The organism is Mesorhizobium sp. WSM4823 (assembly GCF_055811195.1).
Genome location: NZ_JBVVQL010000001.1, coordinates 451,443 through 463,374, shown reverse-complemented (window position 1 = coordinate 463,374; position 11,932 = coordinate 451,443). Strand labels below are relative to the sequence as shown.

12 protein-coding genes are annotated in these 11,932 nt (G+C 63.5%); 10 read left to right on the top strand and 2 right to left on the bottom strand.

What is annotated here, in order from left to right; genetic code table 11:
* The 5 genes from AC0L26_RS02280 to AC0L26_RS02260 are packed head-to-tail and all read left to right on the top strand — an operon-like array spanning position 1 to position 4,626.
* On the top strand, positions 1 to 1,188 hold the full coding sequence (locus AC0L26_RS02280) for an ABC transporter substrate-binding protein (RefSeq protein WP_473631058.1): 1,188 nt from the start codon (positions 1 to 3) through the stop codon (positions 1,186 to 1,188).
* Between the two features lie 58 nt (positions 1,189 to 1,246).
* The gene (locus AC0L26_RS02275; RefSeq protein ID WP_473631057.1) at positions 1,247 to 1,984 is read left to right on the top strand and encodes an ATP-binding cassette domain-containing protein; all 738 of its coding nucleotides are present in this window, start codon (positions 1,247 to 1,249) and stop codon (positions 1,982 to 1,984) included.
* The gene (locus AC0L26_RS02270) at positions 1,977 to 2,708 is read left to right on the top strand and encodes an ATP-binding cassette domain-containing protein (protein ID WP_473631056.1); all 732 of its coding nucleotides are present in this window, start codon (positions 1,977 to 1,979) and stop codon (positions 2,706 to 2,708) included. The genes AC0L26_RS02275 and AC0L26_RS02270 overlap by 8 nt, the downstream gene beginning before the upstream one ends.
* Positions 2,705 to 3,655, top strand: a complete 951-nt coding sequence (locus tag AC0L26_RS02265) for an ABC transporter permease (RefSeq protein WP_473631055.1) — start codon at positions 2,705 to 2,707, stop codon at positions 3,653 to 3,655. Before AC0L26_RS02270 ends, AC0L26_RS02265 begins: the two co-directional genes overlap by 4 nt.
* Positions 3,656 to 3,660: 5 nt before the next feature.
* On the top strand, positions 3,661 to 4,626 hold the full coding sequence (locus AC0L26_RS02260; protein ID WP_473631054.1) for an ABC transporter permease: 966 nt from the start codon (positions 3,661 to 3,663) through the stop codon (positions 4,624 to 4,626).
* Positions 4,627 to 4,632: 6 nt separating this feature from the next.
* Here the strand turns inward: AC0L26_RS02260 and AC0L26_RS02255 are convergent, their stop codons facing one another.
* Together AC0L26_RS02255 and AC0L26_RS02250 are read right to left on the bottom strand one after the other, a co-directional pair.
* Positions 4,633 to 5,469, bottom strand: coding sequence for an amidohydrolase family protein (locus AC0L26_RS02255; RefSeq protein ID WP_473631053.1), 837 nt, complete (start codon positions 5,467 to 5,469; stop codon positions 4,633 to 4,635).
* Between the two features lie 67 nt (positions 5,470 to 5,536).
* Positions 5,537 to 6,322, bottom strand: coding sequence for an IclR family transcriptional regulator (locus AC0L26_RS02250; RefSeq protein WP_127289479.1), 786 nt, complete (start codon positions 6,320 to 6,322; stop codon positions 5,537 to 5,539).
* A 162-nt stretch (positions 6,323 to 6,484) separates the two neighbouring features.
* Between AC0L26_RS02250 and AC0L26_RS02245 the strand changes: the two genes are divergently transcribed.
* The 5 genes from AC0L26_RS02245 (at position 6,485) to AC0L26_RS02225 (ending at position 11,930) form a co-directional block, all read left to right on the top strand.
* Entirely contained in the window at positions 6,485 to 7,804 is a 1,320-nt protein-coding gene (locus AC0L26_RS02245) for a type 2 periplasmic-binding domain-containing protein (protein ID WP_473631052.1), read from the top strand.
* Between the two features lie 144 nt (positions 7,805 to 7,948).
* Positions 7,949 to 8,845: a carbohydrate ABC transporter permease gene (locus AC0L26_RS02240; protein WP_473631051.1), complete on the top strand. Its 897-nt coding sequence runs from the start codon at positions 7,949 to 7,951 to the stop codon at positions 8,843 to 8,845.
* Between the two features lie 2 nt (positions 8,846 to 8,847).
* Positions 8,848 to 9,714, top strand: coding sequence for a carbohydrate ABC transporter permease (locus tag AC0L26_RS02235; RefSeq protein ID WP_473631050.1), 867 nt, complete (start codon positions 8,848 to 8,850; stop codon positions 9,712 to 9,714).
* Position 9,715: 1 nt separating this feature from the next.
* Positions 9,716 to 10,813 carry an ABC transporter ATP-binding protein gene (locus AC0L26_RS02230; protein WP_473631049.1) on the top strand — a complete coding sequence of 366 codons (1,098 nt, stop codon included), beginning with the start codon at positions 9,716 to 9,718 and terminating at the stop codon, positions 10,811 to 10,813.
* Between the two features lie 4 nt (positions 10,814 to 10,817).
* Positions 10,818 to 11,930, top strand: a complete 1,113-nt coding sequence (locus AC0L26_RS02225; RefSeq protein ID WP_473631048.1) for a mandelate racemase/muconate lactonizing enzyme family protein — start codon at positions 10,818 to 10,820, stop codon at positions 11,928 to 11,930.
* The last annotated feature ends 2 nt before the right edge of the window (positions 11,931 to 11,932 follow it).

The following is an 11,932-nucleotide window of genomic DNA, read 5'->3' as shown; positions in this document are numbered from 1 at the left end:
ATGAACAGCCTGATCCGCGGCCTTATGGCTGCGACCGCACTTGCATCGATCACGACAATTGCCTGCGCCCAGGACGTTTCGGGCGTAATCGCTGGACTGCCTGGCGAACTGAAGGCGCAATATGACGGCGCGCCGCAGACGATCCTGCCATCGGCGTGGGACAATTTCACGCCGCCGGCGAAGCCGTGGAAATGGTGCCACTCGGAATCCTACCAGGGCAATCCGTGGCGGGTCACCGTCACCAAGGAGTTGAAGCGGCTTGTCGACGGTCTGATCGCCGACGGGACGGTGGCGAGCTTCGAAGTGTCGGACTCCAACAATGATGCCAGCCAGCAGATCAACCAGATCCGCGCCTTCGTCGACAAGAAATGCTCGATCATAACTTCGATCCCCGGCTCGGCGACTGCACTGGACGACGCCATCGATGCCGCCGCCAAGGCCGGCATCCCCTTCATCACCGCGGCTGGGTCGGTGACCAGCCCGAATGCCATCAACGTCGATTCCAACTATGCCCGGTGGGGCTACGACATGATGACGGCGATCGGCAAAGCACTGCCGGACGGCGGCAGCGTGCTTCTGGTCGAAGGCATCGCCGGCCATCCGATCGTGGTGCAGGAGCGACAGGGCGCCGACAAGGCGCTGGCCGAGAACCCTAAGCTTAAGGTCTCGCGCAGCGTCAACGGCAACTGGACGGCCAACGTCACCAAGACGACGGTATTGCAGGCGATCGCCACCAATCCGGCGCCGATCGATGCGGTGTGGACGACGGGCAGCGAAAGCCGCGTCGTCGCCGAGGCCTTTGCCGAAGCCGGCCGCCCTGCCCCGCTCATCACCGGCTCGATCACCGGCGATGCGCTCGGCTACTGGAAAGCCAATCCGGACAAATATCGCTTCGAAGGCCATGCGGTTCTGCCGCACTGGACCGCCGAGACATTGTTCCGCATCGGATCGCGTATGCTCGACGGACAGAAGCCGAAGCTCAACACGCTGCTGATCCCGATTCCGCCGGTCCACAATGCCGACCTTGGCACCTGGTACAAGGACTGCATGACGGCGGACGCCGTCTCGATCTTCCCGGTTCCGCCGAAGGATCCGATGCCGGAAGAATGGCTCGACGCCTATTTCGCCAATCCCGCGCCGACCAAGGGCTGGGATTATTCGAAGGTACCGGACGCCTGCGCCAAGTAAGCTCATGAAGGCCGGCTCCGCTCAGGCAGAGCCGGCTTTTCCCTATCAGGAATCCCTCATGCTGGAAGTCCAGGGTGTCTCGAAACGCTATGGCGAAACGGTCGCTCTCGCGAATGCCTCCATCGCGTTCCGTGCCGGCACGATCCACACCATCCTGGGCGAGAACGGTTCGGGCAAGAGCACCCTGGTCAAGCTGCTGTCGGGAATTGTCCAGCCGGACAGCGGCACGATCCTGCTCGACGGAGCGCCCTTTGCCGGCTTCGAGCCGGCGGCGTTCCAGGCCGCCGGTTTCGCCACCGTGTTCCAGGAAGTGCTGATCGCGCCCGACCGTTCGGTGACGGATAACATCCTGCTCGGCCTCGACGGCTTGCTGACGCGCACCGTGCCACGCGCCGAGCGGCGGCAGCGCGCGCAAGCGGTGCTGAAACGGTTCGCGGTGACCGAGATTCCGCTCGATCAGTTGGCCGGGCAATTGCCGCTAGCGGTTCAGCAGCTTGTGGTGCTTGCCCGCGCCGTGGTCCGCAATCCGCGCATTCTCATTCTTGACGAGGTGACGGCCGCGCTTGACTTCGCCGACCGCGAGGCGGTTTTCGCCATGATGCGCAAGCTTGCCTCGGAAGGCTGCCTGATCCTGTTCATCACCCATCGCATGGACGAGGTGATGGCGCTTTCCGACCGGATTTCCGTGCTGCGCGGCGGCAGCGTGGTGACGACCGAGGAACGCGGCACGTCCACCGCATCCGAGCTTCTCAAGGCGATGGCACCACGCACGGCGGCGGAGTTGGCTCATGGCTGAGCGCGCCAGCCTTTCGGTGCGCGGCCTGGTGATCGCGCCGGGCGCAAGCCCCGTGACATTGACGATTGCGCCGGGCGAGATCGTGGGTCTTGCCGGTCTCGACGGCCATGGGCAGGAGAGATTCCTGAAAGTGCTGGCCGGGCTGGAACGGCCGGCCGGTGGCGATGTGACCATCGACGCCCGCGCGATCACCAGCTTCCGCAAGGCGGTCGGCAGCGGCATCGCCTATCTGCCGCGCGACCGGCGCGCCACCGGCATCTTCCCGACCCAGTCGGTGCTCGATAATTTTGCCGTCTCGACATTGTCGCGCGACATGCATTTCGGTCTGCTCAACTTCGCCGCACGGCGGCGGCGCTACGAGGCCTACCGCGAAAAACTCTCCATCGTCGCGCCGCAGCCCGAGGCTCCGATCACCACGCTGTCCGGCGGCAACCAGCAGAAGGTGCTGCTGGCCAGGGCACTGGCGCTGGAGCCGGCGATCCTGCTCCTCAACGATCCGACGCGCGGTGTCGACGTGGCGACGCGCCATGTCCTCTACGATGTCTTCCGGGGACTGGCGGCGGACGGCATGGCTCTGGTCATCCTGTCGAGCGAGATCGAGGAGATCCTCCTGCTTTGCCATCGCGTGCTGGTTTTCCGCGAACAGCAGGTGGCGGCCGAAATCACCGGCGACGAGATGAAAAGCGATACGGTGATCGCCGCTATGTTCGGACGCGCGGCATGAGCGGGTTTCGGCGCATGGCAGAGCGGTGGCGCGGCGCGGGTTTTGCGACGGTGCTGCTGGTCATCCTGATCGCGGTCAATCTGCTGCTCAACCCGACACGCTTCCATCCTGCCGCCTGGGGCGCGCTGATCGGGCTCGCCGCGCCATTGATCGGCGCAGCACTTGCCTCGGCTCCAGTGATCCTGGCCGGGCGCGGCGGCATCGACATTTCCGTCGGGCCGCTGATGGGCTTCGTCAATGCGATCGTCATCCAGCTGCTGTTTCTCAAGCTCGGCATGTCTTCGCCGCTGGTCATCGTGCCGGCAGCGCTTTTGATTGGCGCGATCATCGGTGCCGCCAACGGCTTTCTGGCGACCGTCGTTCGCATCCAGTCGATCGTCGCGACGCTCGGCACCTATCTGATCCTCACCGGCATGACGCTGACTATCCTGCCGGCGCCGATCGGCCCGGCGCCGGCCTGGCTGAAGGCTATGGCCGGGCCCTGGTCGGCACTGCCGCTGGCGCTGATCTTCCTGTTCTGGTGGCTGGTGCGGCGGACGCCTTACTACGACCAGCTGATGGCGGTGGGTAGCGATGACCGGGCCGCTTACACGGCCGGCGTTCCGGTAACCAAAGTCCGTTTCATCGCCTATGTCATAACAGGCATACTCGCCGCCTGCGCGGGCCTGATGCTGACGGCGCTGATCGGTTCGGCCGATCCCAACATCGGACCGACCTACACGCTGATCGCGATCGCGGCGGTGGCGCTCGGCGGCGTCAGCCTTGCCGGCGGGCGCGGCGGTCTTCTAGGCGCCGCGATCGGCGCCGTCGACATCTTCCTGCTGCAGAGCGTGCTGACCGCCTTCAACGTCTCCACCTATGTGCTGCAGATCGCCTATGGGGTCATTCTGGTCGTGGCCGTCATCATGACGGCGCTGCAGGAACGGCTCTCAGGACGGAAAGGCTGAGAAGCATGAGCCAGACCTGGTTTCAGTCCACCAATGCCCGCGTTGCCGGCGCCTTTGCGGTCGCTGCCGCCTTGCAGATTGTCGGCACGCTGCTCATCCCGGGGTATTCCGCGCCGTTTGCCATACGAGCGCTGCTGGTCATCGCTTCGCTGCTCGCGGTGGCATCGATCGGCCAGACGCTCGTCGTCATTCTCGGCGGTATCGACCTGTCGATTCCCTTCATCATCGGTTTTGCCAATGTCGTTGCGGCACAGCTCTACGGCGCCGGCTGGAATTTTGCTTTTGTCTGCCTGATCGTCGGCGCGCTCGCCATGCTGATCGGGGCGCTGAACGGCCTGATCTCGCGCGGGCTCGACATCCACCCGCTGATCGTCACGCTCGGCGTCGGCATGATCGTGCAAGGCGCCGTCCTGCTATGGACCGGCGGCTTTCCGTCCGGATCGGCGCCGCTAGCGGTTTCCGCCTTCGTCTCGATCGGCGGTTCGGTCGGACCGCTGCCGGTGCCGGCGCTGGTGCCATGCGTGGTGGTGCTGACCTTGCTGGTGGCGCTGGTGCTGGCACGCACGCCCTATGGCCGCCGCCTCTATGCGCTCGGCAGCAATCCCGGGGCTGCCCCGCTGGCGCTGATCGATCCGGTCCGCATGTGGATGGTGACCTATGCCGCAAGCGCCTTCTTCGCCGCTGCCGCCGGTGTGCTGCTGCTCGGCTTCACCGGTTCGGCCTATGGCGATGTCGGCCAGCCCTATCTGTTCCAGACGATCGCGGCGGTCGTGGTCGGCGGCGCCGCCCTTGTCGGGGGCCGCGGCAATTACTTCGGCACCATCGCCGGCGTGCTGGTGCTGACGGAGATCAACACGCTGCTGATCGGCCTCGGCTTCCGGCCCTCAACCGTGCAGGCTGCACTTGGTCTGGTCATCGTTCTGTTGGTCTCACTCTACGGCCGTGAGCGGCACGTCTCGGCGACAATCTGAGGCGGGCTACAAACGCCACAGCCGTTTGGCATTGGCCGACAGAAGCTTCGTCCGTTCAGCAGCACTTGCACCGCCAAGCAGCGCATGCGTCGCCGCCACCCAGGTCGTAAGTCCGCCGCCAAGCGTGCAGACCGGCCAGTCGCTGCCCCAGACGACGCGGTCCCAGCCGAAGCACTTGATGGTGTGCTCGACATACGGGCGCAAGGTATCGACGGTCCAGGAGCCGGCATCCGCATAAGCGACCACGCCGGAGATCTTGCCGACGACGTTCGGGCGTCGCGCGATCTCCGCAACATGCTCGCGCCATGGGTGCTCACCGCCGTCTTTGATGTCGGGCACGCCGCAATGGTCGAGCACGAACTGCACGTCCGGCGCGAGATCGGCGAGTGCGATCGCCTTGGGGATTTGGTGCGGCAGAACGACGAGATCGAAGGTCAGGCCGGTGCCGGCAAGCCGCTTGATATTTTCGCGAAACAGCGCGCCTCCCGAAAGCTCGTCCGGCATGACGTGCAGCACACGCCGGAAACCCTTGACGAAGGGATCGGCGCGCTGCGCCTCCAGGTAGGCGGCAAAGCCCGGTTCTTCCGGTCGGCAGGAGGCGATTGCCCCGCGCAACAGACTACCCCTCTGTTGTGACAGCGCCTTCACGTGGCCGGTTTCGGCCTCGATGTCGGCTGGATCGACATCGACCTCCATGTGCAACGCGCCCTCTATGCCGGCGCGGCGAGCCTGGACTGCATATTCGTCGTGGGAAAAATGGCGATTGAGCGCCGGCACACCGGAGAGCCAGGGATAGCGCAGCGCCGACTGGTCGATCAGGTGCAGATGGGTATCGAAGATCATGACGGCGCACTCCTCCTCTGGCGTTCCAGGATCATCTCACGGAGAAATTCTTCATTCAAATAAGAATTCACTTCGAGTTGACGGCCGATCCCGCCAGTTGCGAGAGCTTTTCGCTCGCCGCCCGCAGCAATTCGATTGTCCGGGTAATGTCGGGCGCCTTGGGGGCATTGACCAGCGTTATATAGGGGATCGACAGCGCCGCGATTGCCCTGCCGTCAGAGCCAAGAACGGGTGCCGTCAGATTGAACACGCCGGCGGTCTGCAGCGACGCCATCATCTCATAGCCGCGCTCGCGGACCTGGTCGAGCCGGGCAAAGAACTCCGGCGACTGAGGCGGCCTGTCGGTGCTGCGCAGATATTCGGAGATCATCATCTGCCGCTCTTCCGGCGAGCGGAAGGCCAGCAGCACATGTCCGGAGCCGGTGTCGAACAGGCTGATATGCGAGCCGACGCGGATCGAGATGCCCCAGTAATCAGGGGCTTCCTGCTGCGCGATCACCACCGCAGAACCACGATCGAAGACGACGAGTTGGTTTGCCTGCTGCGAAGTTTCGGCAAGCTCGCGCATCAGCGGTGTCGCGTAGGAAACCAGCCGTCGCACCGGCGCGTGCAACTGCGCCAGGCCAAACAGCTTGAGCGTCAGCGAATAACGATCGCCGTCGGGCCGCGTGACGTAGCCCCGTCGCACCAGCCGGTCCAGCATGCGGTAGAACTCGTTGGGGCTGCGGTCGAGCTTCTTGGCGATTTCCGCTTGCGTCAAGCCACCGTCGACGCCGGCCAGAAGCTCGAGAATGTCGAGCCCCTTGTCCAGCGCCGGGGCACGATATCGGTCATCGTCCTCGTCCTCCGCCATAATCGCTCCCCAGTGAATTTCGGCTTTCATATACGCACAACGGCCAGCATCCGGAAAGAACTTTCACTTGACGACTGCATAAATGTTTTGTTTGTATATGAATGAAGCGCTGCGGATCGGATCGATACGAGTTCGCCGACGCAGGCCTTTGGGAGGAACCAAATGACCAGATTGTTTTACGGCCTGTCGGCCGGCGTGGCGCTGCTTGCGCTTGGTGCGGGCACTGCTTTTGCTGCCGAACTGCCCGGCAAGTTCGACGGCGTCACCATCGACGCCAAGCTGATCGGCGGCCAGCAATATGAAGGGCTCTACGCGCGCATCGGGGAATGGGAAAAGCTGACCGGCGCCAAGGTCAACGTGATCTCGAAGAAGAACCACTTCGAGCTCGACAAGGAAATCAAGTCGGACATCGCGTCCGGCAGCATCAACTGGTGCGTCGGCTCGAACCATTCGTCCTTCGCGCCGCAATATCCTGATATCTACACCGATCTCAACGCGCTGCTGCCCAAGGAGGAAGTCGGCGCCTTCGTGCCGTCGACGATCAAGGCATCGACGCTCGACGGAAAGCTGGTGATGCTGCCGCGCGCGCAGTTCGACGTCTCGGCGCTCTACTACCAGAAGAGCCTTTACCAGGACGAAGCCAAGAAGACCGCCTACAAGGCCAAGTACGGTACCGAACTGGTGCCGCCCGACACCTGGGACGAGGTTGCCCAGCAGGCGGAATTCTTCGCCAGCCCGCCGGATTTCTACGGCACACAGTTCGCCGGCAAGGAAGAGGCGATCAACGGCCGCTTCTACGAGATGCTCATCGCCGATGGCGGCGAGTATCTCGACAAGGACGGCAAGCCCGCCTTCAACTCGGAGGCCGGGGTGCAGGCGCTCGACTGGTTCGTCAATCTCTACAAGGCCAAGGCGGTGCCGGCCGGCACCACCAACTATCTCTGGGACGATCTCGGCCAGGGCTTTGCCTCGGGCACCGTCGCCATCAATCTCGACTGGCCGGGCTGGGCAGGGTTCTTCAACGATCCGAAATCATCGAAGGTCGCCGGCAATGTCGGGGTGAAGGTGGCGCCGAAGGGTTCGGCCGGCATTCGCACCGGCTGGTCGGGGCATCACGGGTTTTCAGTCACCGAAAACTGTGCCAGCAAGGAAGCGGCGGCATCTTTGGTATGGTTCCTGACCAACGAGGACAGCCAGAAGCTTGAAGCTGCAAGCGGGCCTCTGCCGACCCGCACGGCGGTGTGGGACTGGGACATCCAGCAAGCAGCCGGCGATCCTTACAAGACGGAAGTGCTGGCGGCTTTCCAGGAACAGGCAAAGCACGCTTTCGCCGTACCGCAGACGCCTGAATGGATCGAAATCTCCAACGCCGTCTATCCCGAATTGCAGGCGGCCATCCTCGGCGACAAGACCTCCAAGCAGGCGCTGGACGACGCTGCCGCCAAAGCCACCCAGATCCTCGAAGACGCCGGCAAGCTTTGACATCTCCCACGGGGGCGCTGCGCTTATCGAAGAGCGGCGCCCCCGAACCGTTTCTAGACCGACCATGCGCAACACGCTTTGTCTTGATCCGAGCTCGCCGATGACGGCCTTCGGTGTCCGGGCACCAACCAGAACCGGATCGACATGAAAGGCTGGAGACCCTCGCCGCCCTTGCTGCTGCTGCTTCCGGCGGTCATCGTGCTGGCGGCGGTGGTGGTCTTGCCGCTGCTGCTTTCGCTCTACTCCAGCTTCACGCCGTTCCGGCTGACCAAGCCGGAGACACTCTGGGTCTTCATCGGCGCGCGCAACTACATCAACATCCTGAGCAACGGGGATTTCTGGATCGCCTTCGCCCGCACCGTGGTGCTGCTGACGGTCGCGCTCAATCTGGAAATGCTGATCGGGCTCGGGCTGGCGCTGCTGGTGGAGAAGGCGTCGCGCGGACAACGGGTGCTGCGCACCATCATGATGTTCCCGATGATGTTTTCGCCGATCCTGGTCGGCTTCCAGTTCAAATTCATGTTCAACGACAATATCGGCCTGGTGAACAACGCCTTGCAGGCGCTCGGCCTGACCGACCGCGCCATCCCGTGGCTGATCGACGGCAATCTCGCCTTCATCGCCATCCTCACCGCCGAAATCTGGTCATCGACGTCGGTGTTCGCGATCCTGATCCTTGCCGGGTTGCTGGCGATGCCGCGCGAGCCGGTCGAGGCGGCCCGCGTCGACGGCTGCACGCCATGGCAGACATTTCGTTATGTCACCTGGCCGTTCATCATGCCGTTTGCCTTCATCGCCATGACCATCCGCTCGCTCGACGTCGCGCGCGCCTATGACATCGTCAAGATCATGACCGACGGCGGTCCCGCCGGCCGCACAGAACTCGTCTGGACGCTCGTCGCCCGCACCGCCTACAGCGACGCCAGGATGGGCATGGCCAACGCAATGGCCTATTTCTCGATCCTACTGTCGATCCTGTTCACCGTCTATTTCTACCGCAAACTTGCCGCGGCGCGCACGCAGATCGCGGCGGAGTGGTGAGGATGGACCAGAACAGCCTGCATCGCGTCCGCAACAAGGCGCTCACCATCGCTCACGGCGTGGGACTATTCCTGGCCATGCTGGTCATCTGCCTGCCCGGCATCTGGATCGTGCTGTCATCGCTGCGGCCGACCGTCGAGATCATGGCCAAGCCGCCGGTGTGGATCCCGCAGGAGCTTTCGCTCGACGCGTACGTCGCCATGTTCAGCGGCATCGGCAAGGGCGGCATACCGGTCGTCGACTATTTCCGTAATTCGCTGATCATCTCGGTGACCTCGACGGTGATCGCCATCGCCATCGGCATGGCCGGCGGCTATGCCTTCGCCCGCTATCGCTTCCGCGCCAAGTCGGCGATGTTCCTTGGCCTGATGCTGACGCGCACAGTGCCCGGCATCGCGCTGTCGCTGCCGCTGTTCTTCGTCTTTGCGCGGCTCGGCATCATAGACACGCATTTCGGGCTGATCCTGGTCTATGTCGCGCTCAACGTGCCCTTCACCATCTGGCTGATCGACGGCTTTTTCCGCCAGGTGCCGAAGGACCTCGCCGAGGCGGCGCAGATTGACGGCTGCACGCGCTGGCAGGCCTTCTGGCAGGTCGAGTTTCCGCTTGCCGGGCCTGGTATCGCCTCGGCCGGCATCTTTGCCTTCCTCACCTCGTGGAACGAGTTCGCGCTGGCCTCGCAGCTGACGCGCTCGATCAACTCCAAGACGCTGCCGGTCGGGCTGCTCGACTATACGGCCGAATTCACCATCGACTGGCGCGGCATGTGCGCACTGGCCGTGGTCATGATCATACCGGCGCTCACGCTTACCTTCATCGTCCAGAAACATCTCGTCGGCGGCCTCACCTCCGGCGCGGTGAAAGGCTGACATGGCAACCGTATCCCTGAAGAAACTCACCAAAAGCTATGGTCCGGTGGCGGTCGTGCACGGCATCGACCTCGAGGTCGCCGACCGCGAGTTCATCGCGCTGGTCGGGCCGTCCGGCTGCGGCAAGTCGACAACCCTGCGCATGATCGCCGGCCTCGAGGACATCAGCGACGGGGTCATCGAGATCGGCGGCCGCATGGTCAACGACCTGCCGCCGCGCTCGCGCAACATCTCGATGGTGTTCCAGTCCTATGCGCTCTACCCGCACATGACCGTGCGCGAAAACCTCGGCTTCTCGCTGAAGATCGCAGGCGCCGCGAAAGAGGAAATGGATCGCCGTGTCACCGAGGCATCAGGCATTCTCGGTCTCGATCAATTGCTGGACCGCCGGCCGTCACAACTGTCGGGCGGACAGCGCCAGCGCGTCGCCATGGGCCGCGCCATCGTGCGCGATCCCGACGTCTTCCTGTTCGACGAGCCGCTTTCCAATCTCGATGCCAAGCTTCGAACGCAGATGCGCACCGAGATCAAGAAGCTGCACGCTAAGGTCCAGTCGACGGTGATCTACGTCACCCATGACCAGGTCGAAGCGATGACGCTCGCCGACCGCATCGTCATCATGCGCGACGGCTTCATCGAGCAGGTCGGCACGCCAGACGAGGTCTTTCGCCGGCCGCAGACGCGCTTCGTTGCCGGCTTTATCGGCTCGCCGCCGATGAATCTGCATGAGGCAGCGATTGACGATGGACAATTGCTGTTCGCCAGCGGCGAGAGGCTGCCTCTGCCCAGCCAGTTCAAGGCCAACGTCAAAACCGGCGACAAGGTGGTGTTCGGCTTGCGGCCCGACGATATCTATCCAACAGGACACGGCATCAGTTCCGGTGAAGATGCCGATGTGCATCAGCTGGAACTGCCGGTGACCGTCACCGAGCCGCTCGGTAACGAGACGTTGGTGTTCGCCGAATTCAACGGCAGCGACTGGGTATCGCGCATGCTTAATCCAAAACCGCTGAAGGCTGGCGACCGGGTGAAAATGAGCCTGGACCTGTCGCAGGCCCATCTGTTTTCTGCCGATACCGGCAAGACATTGCGAGGTTGACGTCATGGCCAAGATCGAGAAAGTCGAACTGCGCATGGTCGACCTGATGCCGAAGGTCAAGCGCACCGATGCGATCCAGAGTTTTGTCAGCCAGGAAACGCCGATCGTCACAATCACCGACGCCGACGGTGCGGTCGGCACCGGCTACAGCTACACGATCGGCACCGGCGGCTCGTCGGTGATGCGGCTCCTGGCCGATCACCTTGCGCCGCGGCTGATCGGCCGCGACGCCGACATGATCGAGGCGATCTGGCACGAGCTCGAATTCGCCACCCACGCCACGACGATCGGCGCCATCACTGCCATAGCGCTCGCGGCCATCGATACCGCCCTGTGGGATCTCAGGGCGAAGAAGCAAAACCTGCCGCTGTGGCAGCTGGCCGGCGGCGCCAAGGACCGCTGTCCGCTCTACACGACCGAAGGCGGCTGGCTGCATATCGAGACCGAGGCGCTGGTCGAGGACGCGCTGGCCGCCAAGGCAAAGGGTTTTCACGGCTCCAAGGTCAAGATCGGCAGGTCGCACGGTTCCGAGGATCTTGCCAGGCTTAGTGCGGTGCGCCAGGCAGTCGGCGCTGCTTACGAGATCATGACCGACTGCAACCAGGGCTTTTCGGTCGACGAGGCGATTCGCCGGGCGGAGCGGTTGCGCGACCTCGACCTAGCCTGGATCGAGGAGCCGCTGCCGGCCGACGACATTGACGGCCATGTGCGGCTGTCGAATGCGACGTCGACGCCGATTGCCATCGGCGAGTCGCTCTATTCGATCCGCCATTTCCGCGAATATATGCAAAAAGGCGGCTGCTCGATCGTGCAGGTCGATGTCGGCCGCATCGGCGGCATCACGCCCTGGCTGAAGGTGGCGCATGCGGCCGAGGCGTTCGACATCCCGGTCTGCCCGCATTTCCTGATGGAATTGCATGTCAGCCTGACCTGCGCGGTTCAGAACGGCCGATATGTCGAGTATATTCCCCAGCTTGACGATCTGACCGGCAAGAAAATGCGCATCGAGAATGGGTACGCATTGGCGCCGAACGAGCCCGGCATCGGCATCGACTGGGATTGGGACGCGGTCAAAGCGAAGAGCATTGCGGAATTCACGACCGACATAACGAAATAGGG

Excerpts from the sequence above, each read along its gene's own strand:
- AC0L26_RS02280 (WP_473631058.1), top strand. The coding sequence starts at position 1 with ATGAACAGCCTGATCCGCGGCCTTATGGCTGCGACCGCACTTGCATCG.
- AC0L26_RS02275 (WP_473631057.1), top strand. The coding sequence starts at position 1,247 with ATGCTGGAAGTCCAGGGTGTCTCGAAACGCTATGGCGAAACGGTCGCT.
- AC0L26_RS02270 (WP_473631056.1), top strand. The coding sequence starts at position 1,977 with ATGGCTGAGCGCGCCAGCCTTTCGGTGCGCGGCCTGGTGATCGCGCCG.
- AC0L26_RS02265 (WP_473631055.1), top strand. The coding sequence starts at position 2,705 with ATGAGCGGGTTTCGGCGCATGGCAGAGCGGTGGCGCGGCGCGGGTTTT.
- AC0L26_RS02260 (WP_473631054.1), top strand. The coding sequence starts at position 3,661 with ATGAGCCAGACCTGGTTTCAGTCCACCAATGCCCGCGTTGCCGGCGCC.
- AC0L26_RS02255 (WP_473631053.1), bottom strand. The coding sequence starts at position 5,469 with ATGATCTTCGATACCCATCTGCACCTGATCGACCAGTCGGCGCTGCGC.
- AC0L26_RS02250 (WP_127289479.1), bottom strand. The coding sequence starts at position 6,322 with ATGGCGGAGGACGAGGACGATGACCGATATCGTGCCCCGGCGCTGGAC.
- AC0L26_RS02245 (WP_473631052.1), top strand. The coding sequence starts at position 6,485 with ATGACCAGATTGTTTTACGGCCTGTCGGCCGGCGTGGCGCTGCTTGCG.
- AC0L26_RS02240 (WP_473631051.1), top strand. The coding sequence starts at position 7,949 with ATGAAAGGCTGGAGACCCTCGCCGCCCTTGCTGCTGCTGCTTCCGGCG.
- AC0L26_RS02235 (WP_473631050.1), top strand. The coding sequence starts at position 8,848 with ATGGACCAGAACAGCCTGCATCGCGTCCGCAACAAGGCGCTCACCATC.
- AC0L26_RS02230 (WP_473631049.1), top strand. The coding sequence starts at position 9,716 with ATGGCAACCGTATCCCTGAAGAAACTCACCAAAAGCTATGGTCCGGTG.
- AC0L26_RS02225 (WP_473631048.1), top strand. The coding sequence starts at position 10,818 with ATGGCCAAGATCGAGAAAGTCGAACTGCGCATGGTCGACCTGATGCCG.